27 protein-coding genes are annotated in these 17,076 nt (G+C 67.6%); all 27 read left to right on the top strand.

The genetic code is table 11. From position 1 onward, the window contains the following. Nucleotides 1-36 precede the first annotated feature (36 nt). Nucleotides 37-1,230, top strand: a complete 1,194-nt coding sequence (gene tuf, locus SCWH03_RS11455) for an elongation factor Tu (RefSeq protein ID WP_173264047.1) — start codon at nucleotides 37-39, stop codon at nucleotides 1,228-1,230. Nucleotides 1,231-1,697: 467 nt separating this feature from the next. After that, nucleotides 1,698-2,159, top strand: coding sequence for a hypothetical protein (locus SCWH03_RS11450; RefSeq protein ID WP_173264046.1), 462 nt, complete (start codon nucleotides 1,698-1,700; stop codon nucleotides 2,157-2,159). Between the two features lie 9 nt (nucleotides 2,160-2,168). After that, entirely contained in the window at nucleotides 2,169-3,974 is a 1,806-nt protein-coding gene (locus SCWH03_RS11445; protein ID WP_173264045.1) for an alpha/beta hydrolase, read from the top strand. A 76-nt stretch (nucleotides 3,975-4,050) separates the two neighbouring features. Beyond that, nucleotides 4,051-4,470 carry a hypothetical protein gene (locus SCWH03_RS11440; protein WP_173264044.1) on the top strand — a complete coding sequence of 140 codons (420 nt, stop codon included), beginning with the start codon at nucleotides 4,051-4,053 and terminating at the stop codon, nucleotides 4,468-4,470. Between the two features lie 579 nt (nucleotides 4,471-5,049). Then, nucleotides 5,050-5,358 (top strand): 30S ribosomal protein S10, encoded by a 309-nt coding sequence (gene rpsJ, locus SCWH03_RS11435; RefSeq protein WP_003948644.1) that lies wholly within the window; start codon nucleotides 5,050-5,052, stop codon nucleotides 5,356-5,358. Nucleotides 5,359-5,371: 13 nt separating this feature from the next. Next, entirely contained in the window at nucleotides 5,372-6,016 is a 645-nt protein-coding gene (gene rplC / locus SCWH03_RS11430; protein ID WP_173264043.1) for a 50S ribosomal protein L3, read from the top strand. Nucleotides 6,017-6,024: 8 nt separating this feature from the next. Further along, nucleotides 6,025-6,675 carry a 50S ribosomal protein L4 gene (gene rplD / locus SCWH03_RS11425; protein ID WP_173264042.1) on the top strand — a complete coding sequence of 217 codons (651 nt, stop codon included), beginning with the start codon at nucleotides 6,025-6,027 and terminating at the stop codon, nucleotides 6,673-6,675. Further along, nucleotides 6,675-6,989, top strand: coding sequence for a 50S ribosomal protein L23 (rplW, locus tag SCWH03_RS11420; protein ID WP_173264041.1), 315 nt, complete (start codon nucleotides 6,675-6,677; stop codon nucleotides 6,987-6,989). The genes rplD and rplW overlap by 1 nt, the downstream gene beginning before the upstream one ends. Nucleotides 6,990-7,026: 37 nt before the next feature. Further along, the gene (gene rplB / locus SCWH03_RS11415) at nucleotides 7,027-7,863 is read left to right on the top strand and encodes a 50S ribosomal protein L2 (RefSeq protein WP_017949662.1); all 837 of its coding nucleotides are present in this window, start codon (nucleotides 7,027-7,029) and stop codon (nucleotides 7,861-7,863) included. Between the two features lie 12 nt (nucleotides 7,864-7,875). Continuing rightward, nucleotides 7,876-8,157 (top strand): 30S ribosomal protein S19, encoded by a 282-nt coding sequence (rpsS, locus tag SCWH03_RS11410; protein ID WP_109295548.1) that lies wholly within the window; start codon nucleotides 7,876-7,878, stop codon nucleotides 8,155-8,157. A 42-nt stretch (nucleotides 8,158-8,199) separates the two neighbouring features. Further along, entirely contained in the window at nucleotides 8,200-8,547 is a 348-nt protein-coding gene (gene rplV, locus SCWH03_RS11405; protein ID WP_053759515.1) for a 50S ribosomal protein L22, read from the top strand. Then, nucleotides 8,547-9,395 (top strand): 30S ribosomal protein S3, encoded by an 849-nt coding sequence (gene rpsC / locus SCWH03_RS11400; RefSeq protein ID WP_173264040.1) that lies wholly within the window; start codon nucleotides 8,547-8,549, stop codon nucleotides 9,393-9,395. The genes rplV and rpsC overlap by 1 nt, the downstream gene beginning before the upstream one ends. A gap of 5 nt (nucleotides 9,396-9,400) precedes the next feature. Continuing rightward, entirely contained in the window at nucleotides 9,401-9,820 is a 420-nt protein-coding gene (gene rplP / locus SCWH03_RS11395; RefSeq protein WP_017949658.1) for a 50S ribosomal protein L16, read from the top strand. Then, nucleotides 9,820-10,044, top strand: a complete 225-nt coding sequence (rpmC, locus tag SCWH03_RS11390) for a 50S ribosomal protein L29 (RefSeq protein ID WP_071273166.1) — start codon at nucleotides 9,820-9,822, stop codon at nucleotides 10,042-10,044. The genes rplP and rpmC overlap by 1 nt, the downstream gene beginning before the upstream one ends. Further along, nucleotides 10,044-10,328, top strand: a complete 285-nt coding sequence (gene rpsQ / locus SCWH03_RS11385) for a 30S ribosomal protein S17 (RefSeq protein ID WP_109295551.1) — start codon at nucleotides 10,044-10,046, stop codon at nucleotides 10,326-10,328. Before rpmC ends, rpsQ begins: the two co-directional genes overlap by 1 nt. Nucleotides 10,329-10,484: 156 nt before the next feature. Continuing rightward, complete coding sequence (gene rplN / locus SCWH03_RS11380; RefSeq protein ID WP_003956455.1) at nucleotides 10,485-10,853, top strand: 50S ribosomal protein L14; 369 nt, start codon at nucleotides 10,485-10,487, stop codon at nucleotides 10,851-10,853. A 2-nt stretch (nucleotides 10,854-10,855) separates the two neighbouring features. Then, nucleotides 10,856-11,179, top strand: a complete 324-nt coding sequence (rplX, locus tag SCWH03_RS11375) for a 50S ribosomal protein L24 (protein ID WP_017949655.1) — start codon at nucleotides 10,856-10,858, stop codon at nucleotides 11,177-11,179. Further along, nucleotides 11,179-11,736: a 50S ribosomal protein L5 gene (gene rplE / locus SCWH03_RS11370; protein WP_017949654.1), complete on the top strand. Its 558-nt coding sequence runs from the start codon at nucleotides 11,179-11,181 to the stop codon at nucleotides 11,734-11,736. The genes rplX and rplE overlap by 1 nt, the downstream gene beginning before the upstream one ends. 5 nt (nucleotides 11,737-11,741) lie before the next feature. After that, the gene (locus tag SCWH03_RS11365) at nucleotides 11,742-11,927 is read left to right on the top strand and encodes a type Z 30S ribosomal protein S14 (RefSeq protein WP_003956452.1); all 186 of its coding nucleotides are present in this window, start codon (nucleotides 11,742-11,744) and stop codon (nucleotides 11,925-11,927) included. A 263-nt stretch (nucleotides 11,928-12,190) separates the two neighbouring features. Then, a complete protein-coding gene (rpsH, locus tag SCWH03_RS11360) occupies nucleotides 12,191-12,589 on the top strand; it encodes a 30S ribosomal protein S8 (protein ID WP_017949652.1) in 399 nt (132 codons plus the stop codon). A gap of 22 nt (nucleotides 12,590-12,611) precedes the next feature. Continuing rightward, nucleotides 12,612-13,151 carry a 50S ribosomal protein L6 gene (gene rplF / locus SCWH03_RS11355; RefSeq protein ID WP_173264039.1) on the top strand — a complete coding sequence of 180 codons (540 nt, stop codon included), beginning with the start codon at nucleotides 12,612-12,614 and terminating at the stop codon, nucleotides 13,149-13,151. 3 nt (nucleotides 13,152-13,154) lie between these two features. Continuing rightward, complete coding sequence (gene rplR, locus SCWH03_RS11350) at nucleotides 13,155-13,538, top strand: 50S ribosomal protein L18 (protein ID WP_109295554.1); 384 nt, start codon at nucleotides 13,155-13,157, stop codon at nucleotides 13,536-13,538. 38 nt (nucleotides 13,539-13,576) lie between these two features. Next, on the top strand, nucleotides 13,577-14,182 hold the full coding sequence (gene rpsE / locus SCWH03_RS11345; RefSeq protein ID WP_005313527.1) for a 30S ribosomal protein S5: 606 nt from the start codon (nucleotides 13,577-13,579) through the stop codon (nucleotides 14,180-14,182). Then, nucleotides 14,182-14,364: a 50S ribosomal protein L30 gene (gene rpmD / locus SCWH03_RS11340; RefSeq protein ID WP_017949649.1), complete on the top strand. Its 183-nt coding sequence runs from the start codon at nucleotides 14,182-14,184 to the stop codon at nucleotides 14,362-14,364. The genes rpsE and rpmD overlap by 1 nt, the downstream gene beginning before the upstream one ends. Nucleotides 14,365-14,366: 2 nt before the next feature. Beyond that, nucleotides 14,367-14,822, top strand: coding sequence for a 50S ribosomal protein L15 (rplO, locus tag SCWH03_RS11335; protein ID WP_173264038.1), 456 nt, complete (start codon nucleotides 14,367-14,369; stop codon nucleotides 14,820-14,822). A 261-nt stretch (nucleotides 14,823-15,083) separates the two neighbouring features. Then, nucleotides 15,084-16,403 (top strand): preprotein translocase subunit SecY, encoded by a 1,320-nt coding sequence (gene secY / locus SCWH03_RS11330; protein ID WP_173264037.1) that lies wholly within the window; start codon nucleotides 15,084-15,086, stop codon nucleotides 16,401-16,403. Further along, a complete protein-coding gene (locus tag SCWH03_RS11325) occupies nucleotides 16,403-17,062 on the top strand; it encodes an adenylate kinase (RefSeq protein WP_173264036.1) in 660 nt (219 codons plus the stop codon). Before secY ends, SCWH03_RS11325 begins: the two co-directional genes overlap by 1 nt. The last annotated feature ends 14 nt before the right edge of the window (nucleotides 17,063-17,076 follow it).

Here is a 17,076-nt window from a genome sequence, read left to right as displayed (position 1 = left end):
GTAAGGCGTACAGAACCACTCCACAGGAGGACCCCAGTGGCGAAGGCGAAGTTCGAGCGGACTAAGCCGCACGTCAACATCGGCACCATCGGTCACATCGACCACGGTAAGACGACCCTCACGGCCGCCATTACCAAGGTGCTGCACGACGCGTACCCGGACCTGAACGAGGCCTCGGCGTTCGACCAGATCGACAAGGCTCCTGAGGAGCGCCAGCGCGGTATCACCATCTCCATCGCGCACGTCGAGTACCAGACCGAGTCGCGTCACTACGCCCACGTCGACTGCCCCGGTCACGCGGACTACATCAAGAACATGATCACCGGTGCCGCCCAGATGGACGGCGCCATCCTCGTGGTCGCCGCCACCGACGGCCCGATGCCGCAGACCAAGGAGCACGTGCTCCTGGCCCGCCAGGTCGGCGTCCCGTACATCGTCGTCGCCCTGAACAAGGCCGACATGGTGGACGACGAGGAGATCCTGGAGCTCGTCGAGCTCGAGGTGCGCGAGCTCCTCTCCGAGTACGAGTTCCCGGGCGACGACCTTCCGGTCGTCAAGGTCTCGGCGCTCAAGGCCCTCGAGGGCGACAAGGAGTGGGGCCAGTCGGTCCTGAACCTGATGGCCGCCGTCGACGAGTCGATCCCGCAGCCCGAGCGCGACGTCGACAAGCCGTTCCTGATGCCGATCGAGGACGTCTTCACGATCACCGGTCGCGGCACCGTCGTCACCGGTCGTATCGAGCGCGGCGTCCTGAAGGTCAACGAGACCGTCGACATCGTGGGCATCAAGCAGGAGAAGACCACCACCACGGTCACCGGCATCGAGATGTTCCGCAAGCTGCTCGACGAGGGCCAGGCCGGTGAGAACGTCGGTCTGCTCCTCCGCGGCATCAAGCGCGAGGACGTCGAGCGCGGCCAGGTCATCATCAAGCCGGGCTCGGTCACCCCGCACACCGAGTTCGAGGCCCAGGCCTACATCCTGTCGAAGGACGAGGGTGGCCGTCACACCCCCTTCTTCAACAACTACCGCCCGCAGTTCTACTTCCGTACCACGGACGTGACCGGCGTCGTGACCCTCCCCGAGGGCACCGAGATGGTCATGCCGGGCGACAACACCACCATGTCCGTCCAGCTGATCCAGCCGGTCGCCATGGAGGAGGGCCTGAAGTTCGCCATCCGCGAGGGTGGCCGGACCGTCGGCGCCGGCCAGGTCACCAAGATCGTCAAGTAAGTCCTTGACCGTCTGACCCGGCAGCTCCGCAGCGAGCCGCACACGAGGGGCCCCGCACCGCAAGGTGCGGGGCCCCTTGGCGTGCCCGGGCCGGCCGGCTTCGGGAGCCGACGGGCCCCGGTCGGCCGACCGGACGACTCCCCTGCGAGGTACTCAGGCGGAAGCTGAGTACCTGAGCGCTGCCACGGGCGGGACGCGGTGACTTGGATGGGCACCATGCCGCATGACCGCTCCCCCCTTCACCGGACAGCCCGGCCTCGGCCCGGGGGTTTCCCGCCGGGCCGTGCACATCGCCGAACGGCCCGGTACCGCGGCGGCGGAGGGCGGGATCGGGGTCCGGCGCCCGCCCGTACCCGTGGAGACCTGCTTGAACCCGCGCGGAGTGTTTGGCGATCATGACTGCGCGGCCGTCGAGGCTCCGAGGAGCGGGGGCGCGAGGCCGTTGACGCACAGGGAGGCGTACGGGGATGGCGTGGGACGAGTGGGAGCAGATCAAGACCGAAGCGGCCGCACGCGGCTCCGCCCGGACGGACCTGAAGCAGCTCCCGAGCGATGAGCCGGGTGGGACGCCTGCGGGCGCGGCTTCGGCGGAGCTGAGGTCGGACAAGAAGGCATGGGCGACGGCCGGTGAGGGTGTCACCGGTCTGAAGTCGGGAATCGGCAAGGCACTGACGACACTGGAGGAGGGCCAGGCGGGGCTGGGCGACCCTGCCGGGTGCCGGAGCGCGGCTGCGCAGAAGGAGCTGTACGAGTCCTGGAAGACGTACGTCGGCGAAGTGCGACGCCGCTGCGAGGCACTGGGGGGACTGCTGGAAAGAGCCGGGCACGACCTGTCCAAGAGCGATGCGGCGGTCAAGGAAGAGCTGGACGGGCTCACGGCGCACTATCGGGACACGGCCCCCGTCGGCGGCCAGACGAAGGGCAAGTGATCCGCGCTCATGGATCTCGCGACATTGAGCGCCTTCAAGCCCGCTCAGTACGAGGAAGCCGCCGACAGCTACCGAGCGACCGGTGACATGGCGCGTGCGGCCAAGGACACGGTCGACAACCAGATCTGCGCCGGGATGCGCAACCGGCTGCGGGGCGAGGCCGCCGGCGCCGCCCTGCAGCAGCTCAGAGAGCTGTCGAAGAACTTCCACTGCGTGCAGGCCGAATGCGGAATCGTGAGTACGGCGCTGAACGGATTCGCCTTCGACATGGCGCTGGCCAAGCGGAGACTGGACGCCGCCCTCGAGGATGCACGGGCGGGCGGCTGCAAAGTGAACGCGGACGGTTCGGTCAGCTATCCGACGGGCCGCAAGCTCGGTGACACCGAGCTCACCGAGGGCGGAACGGTGACCGGCAGCACCGGTGGCAGCCCGGTATCCGATGCCCTGGAGCGGCAAGCGGCGAGCATCCACCCGAACCCGCACTACGGCGCCGCGGTGGGCTATGCGAACCGGATCGCGGAGGCGCTGGAGGAAGGCGGCGACGCGGACGCCAAGTGGGCGCCCAGGCTGCGCGCGCTCACCGCGGACGACGACCCCGTGGTCTCGGCCCGGGACTGGGCCGACGCGAAGTCCGACACGGGCGGCGTGCGCCGGGCCGCCGACACGTATCTGGACACCATCGCGGCCCGGCCGGACAACGGCACCCCGGAGGAGAACGCGGAGTGGTGGAAGGGCCTCACCCAGGAGCAGCGCGCCGACCTTCTCGCCGTCGATCCCGGCGCCATCGGGGCGACCAACGGCCTTCCCTCGGACATCCGTGACGAGGCGAACCGCATGGTCCTGGCGGAGACGAGGGCGGCATATCGGCTGGAGCTCGATGCCATCCCGAAGGAGCCGGCCAAATACGCTGTCAACCCCGCCTACCCGGCGGTTCTGATCACGCCTGACTGGCAGGAATGGCGGGAGGAGCACGGGGACAGGAAGGCGAGACTGGAAGGTGCGCTGAAGGGCATGGACGCCATCCAGGCTCGTTTCGACCGGACAGGCCGAGCCGGACTTGCAGAGGCCTATCTCCTGGGGTTCGACCCCACCGGCCTCGGGGACGGCAAGGTCATCTTGGCGACGGGGAACCCCGACGCTGCCGATCACGTCGGCGTCTACGTCCCCGGGACTTTCGCCGGGCTCGAATCCATTGGTGACGGGGACGACCACGGGGACCTCGGCCGAGGGGACAGGCTCTGGGCCGAGAGCAGCCGTCTCGCCCCAGGTCAGAAGGTCTCCACCATCACCTGGCTCGACTACAACGCTCCGGACAGCATCGTGCCCCAGGCGACGCGAGGCCGGTACGCAGAGGAGGGCGGCCCCCGGCTGTACGACTTTCTCCAGGGGAGCCGGGTGGCGCAGGAGGGCGATCAGGGCGCTCGCGCGCACACGACCGTCATCGGCCACAGCTACGGCAGCACTGTGGTCGGAGTCTCGGCGCAGTCCGGTAGCTGGGATCACTCGGAGGCGGTCGACGATTTCGTCTTGGTCGGCAGCCCTGGTGTTCAGGCGGATCACGCGGCAGACCTGGGCGTCGGCGCCGACCACGTCTGGGCGATGGGTGGTCCCTGGGACGACCAGGTGGTTCGGCAGGGCGGTCGCCTCATGGGCCTCGGCGACAATGGCATCATCCCGACCGACGAGTCGTTCGGTGGACGAAGAATGACAAGTGATTCCGGTGGACATTCGGGATTTTGGGACACGGACTCTCTGAGTATGAGGAATCAGGCGGCTGTGATTGCCGGGAGATATGGTCAGGTGGAACTTGAGTAGGCGAGCCACGGGGGTGGTATCCGTTTTGGCGGCTTGTGTTCTTGTTGCGGCGTGTTCAGGTGGGGGTGAGGTCCCGGTGGAGATCCGTGACCGCGAGGCCGTCGAGGCGGATGTCGAGCAGGCATCGAGTCGAATCCTCGAAATGCTGGCACTGGGAGGGAAAGTCACCGAATCGGGCGCGATGACGGCGCGGTGCGCCGACTATGACTCCGGCCAGCACGTCTACCGGGCACGCCACCCGTGGAGTGTCTACCAAGTCCCCTTTGCGGACATGCAGAAGGCCATGGATCGCCTCCGGAGCGAGCTGCCCAAGAGCGGTTGGGAGATCCGCAAGGACGGTGTGGACGGCAGCGTGGGGAAGAGTCCGCAGATCATCGCGGAATCCGAGGGGCGCACGTTCTCGCTCGACGTGCGGCTCCACAAGGCGAGCGAGGCGGGTGGCGCCCCGGAGCTCTTGGAGGTCACCGTCGAGTCGGCCTGCTATCGCACGAAGTGATGGCGACATGCGGCCCCCTCCGCGTGGCTTCGGCGCGCGAGGCCGGTCTGGGCGGGGGCGGGGACGCCGGGTGCCGGTTCGTGCCCGGAAGCGGGGGCGGTGCTCCGCGCTTCGGCCGCCGCGGGGCGGGACGGCGCACGCCCGACGGGGGAGCGGGGCGGGCGCCGGGAGGCTGCTGCGCGCGCCGCGGTTTGACCTTCGTGATGGCCGGGGTAGTCTCTTCGGCTCGATTGGCGCCCCCAGCGGCCCGTATGGCAGACTGTCCGGGTTGCTCGGTTGCGTGCCGATGCTGCGCGCCTCCCGCCGGGAGGACCGGAAGCGAGTCCCACAGTACTCGTCACCCCTGATCAGGGGTGGACGTACGGGAATCTTCCGGGAAGCGTGAGCGGGGCGCCTGCCAGGCACCCGGCGGGTGTGTCACCCCCGGCTCCGTGGTCCCAGGGACCGCACCCCCTTGGTTGGGAAATCCTTCGGGAGATCTGCGTAGAGGGGATGCGACACGCCCGACCGCGTGGGTCGGAGGAGACGGGAAGCCGCCGGGTTCCGGAGCGTTACGAGAGACAGGACTACGAAGTAGCCATGGCGGGACAGAAGATCCGCATCCGGCTCAAGGCCTACGACCACGAGGTCATCGACTCCTCGGCGAAGAAGATCGTCGAGACGGTGACCCGCACTGGTGCGTCGGTCGCGGGCCCGGTGCCGCTGCCCACTGAGAAGAACGTGTACTGCGTCATCAAGTCGCCGCACAAGTACAAGGACTCGCGCGAGCACTTCGAGATGCGCACGCACAAGCGCCTCATCGACATCCTCGACCCCACGCCGAAGACGGTCGACTCGCTCATGCGTCTCGACCTGCCGGCCGGCGTCGACATCGAGATCAAGCTCTGAGGTGACGCGCGAGATGGCTAAGCAGATCAAGGGCATCCTGGGCGAGAAGCTCGGCATGACTCAGGTCTGGGACGAGAACAACCGTGTCGTCCCGGTCACCGTCGTCAAGGCCGGCCCCAACGTCGTCACCCAGATCCGTACGAACGACAGCGACGGCTACGAGTCGGTCCAGATCGCCTTCGGCGAGATCGACCCGCGCAAGGTGAACAAGCCCCTCAAGGGCCACTTCGCCAAGGCCGACGTCACCCCCCGCCGTCACCTCGTCGAGATCCGTACCGCCGACTCCGGCGAGTACACCCTCGGCCAGGAGATCACCGCCGAGGTCTTCGAGGCGGGCGTGAAGGTCGACGTCACCGGCAAGAGCAAGGGCAAGGGCTTCGCCGGTGTCATGAAGCGCCACAACTTCCGTGGCCTGGGCGCCGGACACGGCACCCAGCGCAAGCACCGCTCCCCCGGATCCATCGGTGGCTGCGCCACCCCGGGTCGTGTGTTCAAGGGCCTCCGTATGGCGGGCCGCATGGGCAACGAGCGGGTCACCACCCAGAACCTGACCGTCCACGCCGTTGACGCGGAGAAGGGTCTGCTGCTCATCAAGGGCGCGGTTCCCGGTCCGAACGGCGGCCTCGTCCTGGTCCGTACCGCGGCCAAGGGGGCCTGAGGTAACCGATGAGCACCATTGACATCCTTTCGCCCGCTGGCGACAAGGCCGGTAGCGTCGAGCTCCCCGCGGAGATCTTCGACGCCAAGGTCAGCGTTCCGCTGATCCACCAGGTCGTCGTCGCGCAGCTGGCCGCTGCCCGTCAGGGCACGCACAAGACCAAGACCCGCGGCGAGGTCCGTGGCGGTGGCAGGAAGCCGTACCGCCAGAAGGGCACCGGCCGCGCCCGTCAGGGCTCGACCCGCGCGCCGCAGTTCGCCGGCGGTGGCGTCGTCCACGGCCCCGTGCCGCGTGACTACTCGCAGCGCACCCCGAAGAAGATGAAGGCCGCCGCCCTGCGCGGTGCCCTCACCGACCGGGCCCGCAACGCGCGCATCCACGTCGTCTCCGGCGTGGTGGAGGGCGAGGTCTCCACCAAGGCCGCCAAGACGCTGTTCGGCAGGATCTCGGAGCGCAGGAACCTGCTCCTGGTCGCCGAGCGCTCCGACGAGGCCGCCTGGCTGTCCGCCCGCAACCTGCCCCGGGTGCACATCCTGGAGCCGGGTCAGCTGAACACGTACGACGTGCTCGTCTCCGACGACGTGGTCTTCACCCAGGCCGCCTTCGAGTCCTTCGTGTCCGGCCCCAAGGCCAACGACGATGAGGGGAGCGAGGCCTGATGGCCGAGATCACCAGCAAGACCTTCACCGACCCGCGCGACATCCTCGTCAAGCCGGTCGTCTCGGAGAAGAGCTACGCGCTGCTGGACGAGAACAAGTACACGTTCATCGTCGCGCCCAACGCCAACAAGACCCAGATCAAGCAGGCCGTCGAGGCGGTCTTCTCGGTCAAGGTCACCGGGGTGAACACGATCAACCGCCAGGGCAAGCGCAAGCGCACCCGCACCGGTTTCGGCAAGCGCGCCAACACCAAGCGCGCCATCGTGACCCTCGCCGAGGGCGACCGTATCGACATCTTCGGCCAGGTCTCCTAGCGGAGACCTCGGTCCGATATCGGACGAGGACTGAGAAATGGGTATCCGCAAGTACAAGCCGACGACTCCGGGCCGTCGTGGCTCCAGCGTCGCCGACTTCGTCGAGATCACGCGGTCCACGCCGGAGAAGTCGCTGGTCCGCCCCCTGCACAGCAAGGGCGGCCGTAACAACGCCGGTCGTGTGACCGTTCGCCACCAGGGCGGTGGCCACAAGCGCGCCTACCGCGTGATCGACTTCCGTCGTCACGACAAGGACGGCGTGCCGGCCAAGGTCGCGCACATCGAGTACGACCCCAACCGCACCGCGCGCATCGCGCTGCTGCACTACGCGGACGGCGAGAAGCGCTACATCCTCGCCCCGCGCGGCCTGTCGCAGGGCGACCGCATCGAGAACGGCCCCGGTGCCGACATCAAGCCCGGCAACAACCTGGCGCTGCGCAACATCCCGGTCGGTACGACCCTGCACGCCATCGAGCTGCGGCCCGGCGGCGGCGCGAAGTTCGCCCGCTCCGCGGGTGCCTCCGTGCAGCTGCTGGCGAAGGAGGGCTCCATGGCCCACCTGCGCATGCCGTCCGGTGAGATCCGCCTGGTCGACGTCCGCTGCCGCGCCACCGTCGGCGAGGTCGGCAACGCCGAGCAGTCGAACATCAACTGGGGCAAGGCCGGCCGTATGCGCTGGAAGGGCGTCCGCCCGACCGTCCGCGGTGTCGCCATGAACCCGGTCGACCACCCGCACGGTGGTGGTGAGGGCAAGACCTCCGGTGGCCGCCACCCGGTCTCCCCCTGGGGTCAGAAGGAGGGTCGTACGCGTTCTCCCAAGAAGGCGAGCAACAAGTACATCGTCCGCCGCCGCAAGACGAACAAGAAGCGCTAGGAGCGGGTTCAGATGCCGCGCAGTCTCAAGAAGGGGCCCTTCGTCGACGACCACCTGATCAAGAAGGTGGACGTGCAGAACGAGGCAGGCACCAAGAACGTCATCAAGACCTGGTCCCGTCGCTCGATGATCGTCCCGGCCATGCTGGGCCACACGATCGCGGTGCACAACGGCAAGACCCACGTCCCGGTGTTCGTCACCGAGTCGATGGTCGGCCACAAGCTCGGCGAGTTCGCGCCGACGCGCACCTTCCGCGGCCACGTCAAGGACGACCGGAAGTCGAAGCGCCGCTGACGCGGGGTGTGACTGACCATGACTTACACCGAAGGGACAACCATGGAAGCCAGGGCCCAGGCGCGGTACATCCGCGTCACGCCCATGAAGGCCCGCCGCGTGGTGGACCTCATCCGTGGCATGGACGCCACGGAGGCTCAGGCGGTCCTGCGTTTCGCCCCGCAGGCCGCGAGCGTGCCGGTCGGCAAGGTGCTGGACAGCGCCATCGCCAACGCCGCGCACAACTACGACCACCCGGACGCCTCCTCGCTGTTCATCAGCGAGGCGTACGTCGACGAGGGCCCGACCCTGAAGCGGTTCCGTCCGCGCGCCCAGGGCCGCGCCTACCGGATCCGCAAGCGGACCAGCCACATCACCGTGGTCGTCAGCAGCAAGGAAGGAACCCGGTAATGGGCCAGAAGGTAAACCCGCACGGGTTCCGGCTCGGTGTCACGACCGACTTCAAGTCGCGTTGGTACGCCGACAAGCTGTACAAGGACTACGTCAAGGAAGACGTCGCCATCCGCCGGATGATGACGTCCGGCATGGAGCGCGCCGGCATCTCCAAGGTCGAGATCGAGCGCACCCGTGACCGCGTGCGGGTGGACATCCACACCGCGCGTCCCGGCATCGTCATCGGCCGCCGCGGCGCCGAGGCCGACCGCATCCGCGGCGATCTCGAGAAGCTCACCGGCAAGCAGGTCCAGCTGAACATCCTCGAGGTCAAGAACCCCGAGGTCGACGCCCAGCTGGTGGCGCAGGCCGTGGCCGAGCAGCTGTCCTCCCGCGTCTCCTTCCGCCGTGCCATGCGCAAGAGCATGCAGTCGGCGATGAAGGCGGGCGCCAAGGGCATCAAGATCCAGTGCGGTGGCCGTCTCGGCGGCGCCGAGATGTCCCGCTCGGAGTTCTACCGCGAGGGCCGTGTGCCGCTGCACACGCTCCGCGCGAACGTCGAGTACGGCTTCTTCGAGGCCAAGACCACCTTCGGCCGTATCGGTGTGAAGGTCTGGATCTACAAGGGCGATGTGAAGAACATCGCCGAGGTCCGCGCCGAGAACGCCGCCGTCCGTGCCGGCAACCGCCCGGCCCGTGGCGGCTCCGACCGCCCGGCCCGCGGTGGCCGCGGTGGCGAGCGTGGCGGTCGCGGCCGCAAGCCGCAGCAGGCGGCCCAGGGCGGCCAGCAGCAGTCGGCCGAGGCTCCCAAGGCCGACGCCGCCGCTGCCGCTCCGGCTGCCGAGAGCACCGGAACGGAGGCCTGACCGACATGCTGATCCCCCGTAGGGTCAAGCACCGCAAGCAGCACCACCCGAAGCGCAGCGGTATGTCCAAGGGTGGTACGCAGGTGGCGTTCGGCGAGTACGGCATCCAGGCGCTCACACCGGCCTATGTGACGAACCGTCAGATCGAGGCCGCTCGTATCGCGATGACCCGTCACATCAAGCGTGGCGGCAAGGTCTGGATCAACATCTACCCAGACCGTCCGCTGACGAAGAAGCCCGCCGAGACCCGCATGGGTTCCGGCAAGGGCTCCCCGGAGTGGTGGGTCGCGAACGTCAAGCCCGGTCGGGTGATGTTCGAGCTGTCCTACCCGAACGAGAAGATTGCTCGTGAGGCGCTCACCCGCGCTGCTCACAAGCTTCCGATGAAGTGCCGCATCGTTCGGCGCGAGGCAGGTGAGGCGTGATGTCGGCCGGAACCAAGGCGTCCGAGCTGCGCGAGCTGGGCAACGAGGAGCTTGTCGGCAAGCTCCGCGAGGCCAAGGAAGAGCTGTTCAACCTCCGCTTCCAGGCGGCGACCGGTCAGCTCGAGAACCACGGCCGGCTGAAGGCCGTCCGCAAGGACATCGCCCGGATCTACACCCTGATGCGTGAGCGCGAGCTGGGCATCGAGACGGTGGAGAGCGCCTGATGAGCGAGAGCAACGTGACCGAGAACAAGACCGAGCGCAACGCCCGCAAGACCCGTGAGGGTCTCGTCGTCAGCGACAAGATGGACAAGACCGTCACCGTCGCCGTCGAGGACCGCGTCAAGCACGCGCTGTACGGCAAGGTCATCCGCCGTACGAACAAGCTCAAGGCCCACGACGAGCAGAACGCCGCCGGCGTCGGTGACCGCGTCCTCCTGATGGAGACCCGGAAGCTGTCCGCCACCAAGCACTGGCGCGTCGTCGAGATCCTCGAGAAGGCCAAGTAATTTTGCGGGGGCCTCCCCTGGGGGAGTCCCCGCATGCCCCCCGCTGGGGGAACTCCCGGGAGGGTGCTTCCCCAGCACTAAGTTCCGCCAGGCTCGGCGGGGCCGGTCCGCACGGACCGGCCCCGCCGGGAACCGGCAGACGATCAGGAGATAGACGTGATCCAGCAGGAGTCGCGGCTTCGCGTCGCCGACAACACTGGTGCCAAGGAGATCCTTTGCATCCGTGTTCTCGGTGGCTCGGGTCGCCGCTACGCGGGCATCGGTGACGTCATCGTCGCCACCGTCAAGGACGCGATCCCCGGTGGCAACGTGAAGAAGGGTGACGTCGTCAAGGCGGTCATCGTTCGCACCGTCAAGGAGCGCCGCCGCCAGGACGGCTCGTACATCCGCTTCGACGAGAACGCCGCCGTCATTCTGAAGAACGACGGCGACCCTCGCGGCACCCGTATCTTCGGCCCCGTGGGCCGTGAGCTGCGCGAGAAGAAGTTCATGAAGATCATCTCGCTCGCGCCGGAGGTGCTGTAAGCATGAAGATCAAGAAGGGCGACCTGGTCCAGGTCATCACCGGCAAGGACAAGGGCAAGCAGGGCAAGGTCATCGCCGCTTTCCCGCGCGACGAGCGCGTCCTGGTCGAGGGTGTCAACCGGGTCAAGAAGCACACCAAGGCCAACCAGCCGGGCCGTGCCTCCCAGGCCGGCGGCATCGTGACCACCGAGGCCCCCATCCACGTCAGCAACGTGCAGCTCGTCGTGGAGAAGGACGGCAAGAAGGTCGTCACCCGCGTCGGCTACCGGTTTGACGACGAGGGCAACAAGATCCGCGTTGCCAAGCGGACCGGTGAGGACATCTGATGGCTACCACGACTGCGCCGCGTCTCAAGACGCGCTACCGCGAGGAAATCGTCGGCAAGCTGCGTGACGAGTTCACGTACGAGAACGTCATGCAGGTCCCCGGTCTCGTCAAGATCGTGGTCAACATGGGTGTGGGCGACGCCGCCCGCGACTCCAAGCTGATCGAGGGCGCCATCCGCGACCTCACCACGATCACCGGTCAGAAGCCGGCCGTCACCAAGGCCCGCAAGTCCATCGCGCAGTTCAAGCTGCGCGAGGGCCAGCCCATCGGCGCCCATGTGACGCTCCGCGGCGACCGCATGTGGGAGTTCCTCGACCGCACCCTGTCGCTCGCGCTGCCGCGCATCCGCGACTTCCGCGGCCTGTCCCCCAAGCAGTTCGACGGCCGGGGCAACTACACCTTCGGTCTCACGGAGCAGGTCATGTTCCACGAGATCGACCAGGACAAGATCGACCGCGTCCGGGGTATGGACATCACCGTGGTCACCACGGCGACCAACGACGCTGAAGGCCGTGCCCTTCTCCGTCACCTCGGCTTCCCGTTCAAGGAGGCGTGAGCGAGATGGCGAAGAAGGCTCTGATTGCCAAGGCTGCTCGCAAGCCCAAGTTCGGTGTGCGTGCGTACACCCGCTGCCAGCGCTGCGGCCGCCCGCACTCCGTGTACCGCAAGTTCGGCCTGTGCCGCGTGTGCCTTCGCGAGATGGCGCACCGTGGCGAGCTGCCGGGCGTGACCAAGAGCTCCTGGTAGTCCCCAGTCCAGTCCGTCGGCCCGAAGGGCCGCCCCGAGGGGCGGCGGCCGGGCGGCGGCTGGACGGGATTACCGGAGGCTCTCGGTAAGCAACGGGCCGGCGGGTCCCCGACTCACATGCCGTAGGCTTGCGGGGTTGGGCGCCCGCCGCCCTGAACGACTTACTACGCCGTAGGTCCCCGTGCCGCACCCGTCCCGCCCCTGTGCGGGGAGAGGGATGGCGCATACAGGAAACCCCGGCGAGAGAGGCCGAAGGCCAATTCATGACCATGACTGATCCGATCGCGGACATGCTGACCCGTCTGCGTAACGCGAACTCGGCGTACCACGACTCCGTGACGATGCCGCACAGCAAGATCAAGTCTCACATCGCGGAGATCCTCCAGCAGGAGGGCTTCATCACGGGCTGGAAGGTCGAGGACGCCGAGGTCGGCAAGAACCTCGTCCTCGAGCTGAAGTTCGGCCCGAACCGTGAGCGCTCCATCGCGGGCATCAAGCGGATCTCCAAGCCCGGTCTCCGGGTCTACGCGAAGTCCACCAACCTGCCGAAGGTGCTCGGCGGCCTGGGCGTGGCCATCATCTCCACGTCGCACGGGCTCCTCACCGACAAGCAGGCCAGCAAGAAGGGTGTGGGCGGGGAAGTCCTCGCCTACGTCTGGTAGTCGGGAACGGAGGAGAAGAACAATGTCGCGTATCGGCAAGCTCCCCATCCCGGTTCCCGCCGGCGTGGACGTCACCATCGAGGGCCGCACGGTCACGGTGAAGGGTTCCAAGGGCACCCTGACCCACACCGTTGCCGCGCCGATCGAGATCGGGAAGGGCGAGGACGGCACCCTGCAGGTGTCCCGCCCCAACGACGAGCGTCAGAACAAGGCCCTGCACGGCCTGTCCCGCACGCTGGTGGCCAACATGATCACCGGTGTGACCCAGGGATACACCAAGGCGCTCGAGATCAGCGGTGTCGGTTACCGCGTGGCCGCGAAGGGCTCCCACCTGGAGTTCCAGCTCGGCTACAGCCACCCGATCCTGGTGGAGGCCCCCGAGGGGATCTCCTTCAAGGTCGAGTCGCCGACCAAGTTCTCGGTCGAGGGCATCGACAAGCAGAAGGTCGGCGAGGTCGCCGCGAACATCCGCAAGCTGCGCAAGCCCGACCCGTACAAGGCCAAGGGCGTGAAGTACGCGGGCGAGGTCATCCGCCGCAAGGTCGGAAAGGCTGGTAAGTAAGCCATGGCATACGGCGTGAAGATTGCCAAGGGCAAGGCCTACAAGGGCGCCGCTCTGAAGCGTCGCCACATCCGCATCCGCAAGAAGATCTCGGGTACGGCGGAGCGTCCGCGCCTGGTCGTCACCCGGTCCAACCGCGGTATCACCGCCCAGGTCATCGACGACCTCAAGGGCCACACCGTGGCGTCGGCGTCCACCCTGGACGCCTCCATCCGCGGTGGCGAGGGCGACAAGTCGGCGAAGGCGAAGCAGGTCGGCCAGCTCGTGGCCGAGCGTGCCAAGGCCGCCGGCATCGAGGCCGTCGTGTTCGACCGCGGCGGCAACCAGTACGCCGGGCGCATCGCCGCCCTGGCCGACGCCGCCCGCGAAGCCGGCCTGAAGTTCTGAGCCGTTCGTAGCTAGCGGAGAAGAGAGAGGTAAATCCAATGGCTGGACCCCAGCGCCGCGGCAGCGGTGCCGGTGGCGGCGAGCGGCGGGACCGGAAGGGCCGTGACGGCGGCGCTGCTGCCGCCGAGAAGACCGCGTACGTTGAGCGCGTCGTCGCGATCAACCGCGTCGCCAAGGTTGTGAAGGGCGGTCGTCGCTTCAGCTTCACCGCGCTGGTCGTGGTGGGCGACGGTGACGGCACCGTGGGTGTCGGTTACGGCAAGGCCAAGGAGGTGCCGGCCGCCATCGCCAAGGGTGTGGAGGAGGCCAAGAAGCACTTCTTCAAGGTCCCCCGCATCCAGGGCACCATCCCCCACCCCATCCAGGGCGAGAAGGCCGCGGGCGTCGTGCTGCTCAAGCCGGCTTCCCCCGGTACCGGTGTGATCGCCGGTGGCCCGGTGCGCGCCGTGCTGGAGTGCGCCGGCGTGCACGACATCCTGTCGAAGTCCCTGGGCTCCGACAACGCGATCAACATCGTGCACGCGACCGTGGCGGCCCTGAAGGGCCTGCAGCGTCCCGAGGAGATCGCGGCCCGCCGCGGTCTGCCGCTCGAGGACGTCGCCCCCGCGGCCCTGCTTCGTGCGCGTGCGGGAGCGGGTGCGTAATGGCCCGCCTCAAGATCACGCAGACGAAGTCGTACATCGGCAGCAAGCAGAACCACCGTGACACGCTGCGTTCGCTCGGCCTGAAGAAGGTCAACGACGTGGTCGTCAAGGAGGACCGCCCCGAGTTCCGCGGAATGGTGCACACCGTCCGCCACCTCGTGACGGTCGAGGAGGTCGACTGATCATGGCGGAGCAGAACCCGCTGAAGATCCACAACCTCCGTCCCGCCCCCGGCGCCAAGACCGCCAAGACCCGTGTGGGTCGTGGTGAGGCGTCGAAGGGTAAGACGGCCGGTCGTGGTACCAAGGGCACGAAGGCCCGCTACCAGGTTCCGGAGCGCTTCGAGGGCGGCCAGATGCCGCTGCACATGCGCCTCCCGAAGCTGAAGGGCTTCAAGAACCCGTTCAAGACCGAGTACCAGGTCGTCAACCTGGACAAGCTCGCCGCCCTCTACCCCGAGGGTGGCGAGGTCACGGTCGCCGACCTGGTCGCCAAGGGCGCGGTTCGCAAGAACCAGCTCGTCAAGGTGCTGGGCCAGGGCGAGGTCTCCGTGGCGCTGCAGGTGACGGTCGACGCCGTCTCCGGCTCCGCCAAGGAGAAGATCACCGCTGTCGGCGGCACCGTCACCGAGCTCGTCTGAGACGAGCCGATGGCCTGAACACCAACCGGGGATGCTCTCAGACGGGCATCCCCGGTTGGTCGTTCCCAGGGTTGGTCGTTCCAAGGGGGGCACACTCGCCGGTAAGGTGGCGTGCGTTGTTGCTGTCATCTCCCGGGGGGCGACCCCCGCACCGCGACGTGAGGCCGGCCGGCCTCCCGGAGCGGTACCCGTCCCCTACGAATTCGTCGAACCTCAAGACCGTCACCTCTGACGCTTTGCGCGGGGGTCGCAGGAGGCACCGTGCTCACCGCGTTCGCCCGGGCGTTCAAGACGCCCGACCTGCGCAAGAAGCTGCTCTTCACGCTCGGCATCATCGTGCTGTACCGGCTCGGTGCGCACATCCCCGTGCCGGGCGTCAGCTATGAGAACGTCCAGATCTGTGTGGACCAGGCAGCGAAGAACAACAGCAGCCTCTTCGGCCTCGTCAACATGTTCAGCGGCGGGGCGCTTCTGCAGATCACGATCTTCGCGCTCGGCATCATGCCGTACATCACGGCGAGCATCATCCTCCAATTGCTGACGGTGGTCATCCCCCGTCTGGAGGCCCTCAAGAAGGAGGGCCAGTCGGGCACCGCGAAGATCACGCAGTACACGCGCTACCTCACGGTCGCCCTGGCCGTGCTGCAGGGCACCGGCCTGGTGGCCACGGCCCGCAGCGGCGCGCTGTTCTCCGGCTGCCAGGTGGCCGGCGAGATCGTGCCCGACCAGTCGATCTTCGTCACCGTCACCATGGTGATCACCATGACGGCCGGCACCGCCCTCGTCATGTGGCTCGGCGAGCTGATCACCGACCGCGGTATCGGCAACGGCATGTCCATCCTGATGTTCATCTCCATCGCCGCCGGCTTCCCGGGCGCGCTGTGGGCCATCAAGGAGAGCGGCAGCCTCGCCAAGGGCTGGATCGAGTTCGGCACGGTCATCCTGATCGGCTTCGTCATGGTGGCGCTCGTCGTCTTCGTCGAGCAGGCCCAGCGGCGCATCCCGGTCCAGTACGCCAAGCGGATGATCGGCCGCAGGTCGTACGGCGGTACGTCCACCTACATCCCGCTCAAGGTGAACCAGGCGGGTGTGATTCCCGTCATCTTCGCCTCGTCGCTGCTCTACATCCCGGCGCTCATCGCCCAGTTCTCGAACTCGGACGCGGCGTGGAAGCGGTGGATCGAAGCCCACTTCGTCAGCGGTGACCACCCGTACTACATCGCGACGTACTTCGTGCTGATCGTGTTCTTCGCCTTCTTCTACGTGGCCATTTCCTTCAACCCCGAGGACGTGGCCGACAACATGAAGAAGTATGGTGGCTTCATCCCGGGCATCCGGGCCGGTCGACCTACCGCCGAGTATCTGAGTTATGTGCTCAACCGGATCACCTGGCCCGGCTCGCTGTATCTGGGTCTGATCGCTCTCGTGCCGACGATGGCGTTGGCGGGCTTCGGGGGTGCGAACCAGAACTTCCCGTTCGGCGGCACCAGCATCCTCATCATCGTGGGTGTCGGTCTGGAGACCGTGAAGCAGATCGAGAGCCAGCTCCAGCAGCGCAACTACGAAGGGTTCCTCCGCTGATGCGAATCGTCCTCGTCGGACCGCCCGGTGCCGGCAAGGGAACGCAGGCCGCGTTCCTCGCCGGGAACCTGTCGATCCCGCACATCTCCACGGGCGACCTGTTCCGGGCGAACATCAGCCAGGGAACGGAGCTGGGAAAGCAGGCCAAGGCGTACATCGACGCCGGCAACCTGGTGCCGGACGAGGTCACCATCGGGATGGCGCGGGAGCGGATGGCCCAGCGGGACGCCAGGAACGGCTTTCTGCTGGACGGCTTCCCGCGCAACGTCTCGCAGGCCGAGGCGCTGGACGCGGCGCTGGCGCTGGACGGGGTGAAGCTGGACGCGGTCCTTGACCTGGAGGTCCCCGAGGACGAGGTCGTCAAGAGGATCGCGGGCCGCCGCGTCTGCCGGAACGACAGCGCCCACGTCTTCCACGTCACCTACAGCGCGCCCCGGGTCGAGGGGGTCTGCGATGTGTGCGGCGGCGATCTGTACCAGCGGGGCGACGACTCCGAGGAGACCGTCCGCAAGCGGCTCGAGGTCTACCACACGCAGACCGAGCCGATCATCGACCACTACCGGGCCCAGGGCCTGCTGGTCACCATCTCCGCGCTCGGAATGGTCGACGAGGTGACCGAGCGCGCGATGCAGGCACTGGAGACGGACCGGGCCGCGTAGCCCGAGAACCCACC

The sequence above is a fragment of the Streptomyces pacificus genome, from assembly GCF_011766325.1.
Lineage (GTDB): Bacteria > Actinomycetota > Actinomycetes > Streptomycetales > Streptomycetaceae > Streptomyces > Streptomyces pacificus.
Note: the sequence above shows the minus strand (reverse complement) of the source record. Positions and strands in the feature narration are given on the sequence as shown.

Excerpts from the sequence above, each read along its gene's own strand:
- SCWH03_RS11450 (WP_173264046.1), top strand. The coding sequence starts at position 1,698 with ATGGCGTGGGACGAGTGGGAGCAGATCAAGACCGAAGCGGCCGCACGC.
- rpsE (WP_005313527.1), top strand. The coding sequence starts at position 13,577 with ATGGCTGGACCCCAGCGCCGCGGCAGCGGTGCCGGTGGCGGCGAGCGG.
- rplE (WP_017949654.1), top strand. The coding sequence starts at position 11,179 with ATGGCTACCACGACTGCGCCGCGTCTCAAGACGCGCTACCGCGAGGAA.
- rplV (WP_053759515.1), top strand. The coding sequence starts at position 8,200 with ATGGAAGCCAGGGCCCAGGCGCGGTACATCCGCGTCACGCCCATGAAG.
- rpmC (WP_071273166.1), top strand. The coding sequence starts at position 9,820 with ATGTCGGCCGGAACCAAGGCGTCCGAGCTGCGCGAGCTGGGCAACGAG.
- rplC (WP_173264043.1), top strand. The coding sequence starts at position 5,372 with ATGGCTAAGCAGATCAAGGGCATCCTGGGCGAGAAGCTCGGCATGACT.
- rpsQ (WP_109295551.1), top strand. The coding sequence starts at position 10,044 with ATGAGCGAGAGCAACGTGACCGAGAACAAGACCGAGCGCAACGCCCGC.
- rplF (WP_173264039.1), top strand. The coding sequence starts at position 12,612 with ATGTCGCGTATCGGCAAGCTCCCCATCCCGGTTCCCGCCGGCGTGGAC.
- rplX (WP_017949655.1), top strand. The coding sequence starts at position 10,856 with ATGAAGATCAAGAAGGGCGACCTGGTCCAGGTCATCACCGGCAAGGAC.
- rpsC (WP_173264040.1), top strand. The coding sequence starts at position 8,547 with ATGGGCCAGAAGGTAAACCCGCACGGGTTCCGGCTCGGTGTCACGACC.
- rplO (WP_173264038.1), top strand. The coding sequence starts at position 14,367 with ATGGCGGAGCAGAACCCGCTGAAGATCCACAACCTCCGTCCCGCCCCC.
- rpsS (WP_109295548.1), top strand. The coding sequence starts at position 7,876 with ATGCCGCGCAGTCTCAAGAAGGGGCCCTTCGTCGACGACCACCTGATC.
- rplP (WP_017949658.1), top strand. The coding sequence starts at position 9,401 with ATGCTGATCCCCCGTAGGGTCAAGCACCGCAAGCAGCACCACCCGAAG.
- SCWH03_RS11445 (WP_173264045.1), top strand. The coding sequence starts at position 2,169 with ATGGATCTCGCGACATTGAGCGCCTTCAAGCCCGCTCAGTACGAGGAA.
- rpsJ (WP_003948644.1), top strand. The coding sequence starts at position 5,050 with ATGGCGGGACAGAAGATCCGCATCCGGCTCAAGGCCTACGACCACGAG.
- SCWH03_RS11325 (WP_173264036.1), top strand. The coding sequence starts at position 16,403 with ATGCGAATCGTCCTCGTCGGACCGCCCGGTGCCGGCAAGGGAACGCAG.
- rplR (WP_109295554.1), top strand. The coding sequence starts at position 13,155 with ATGGCATACGGCGTGAAGATTGCCAAGGGCAAGGCCTACAAGGGCGCC.
- rpmD (WP_017949649.1), top strand. The coding sequence starts at position 14,182 with ATGGCCCGCCTCAAGATCACGCAGACGAAGTCGTACATCGGCAGCAAG.
- rpsH (WP_017949652.1), top strand. The coding sequence starts at position 12,191 with ATGACCATGACTGATCCGATCGCGGACATGCTGACCCGTCTGCGTAAC.
- rplW (WP_173264041.1), top strand. The coding sequence starts at position 6,675 with ATGGCCGAGATCACCAGCAAGACCTTCACCGACCCGCGCGACATCCTC.
- SCWH03_RS11365 (WP_003956452.1), top strand. The coding sequence starts at position 11,742 with ATGGCGAAGAAGGCTCTGATTGCCAAGGCTGCTCGCAAGCCCAAGTTC.
- rplB (WP_017949662.1), top strand. The coding sequence starts at position 7,027 with ATGGGTATCCGCAAGTACAAGCCGACGACTCCGGGCCGTCGTGGCTCC.
- rplD (WP_173264042.1), top strand. The coding sequence starts at position 6,025 with ATGAGCACCATTGACATCCTTTCGCCCGCTGGCGACAAGGCCGGTAGC.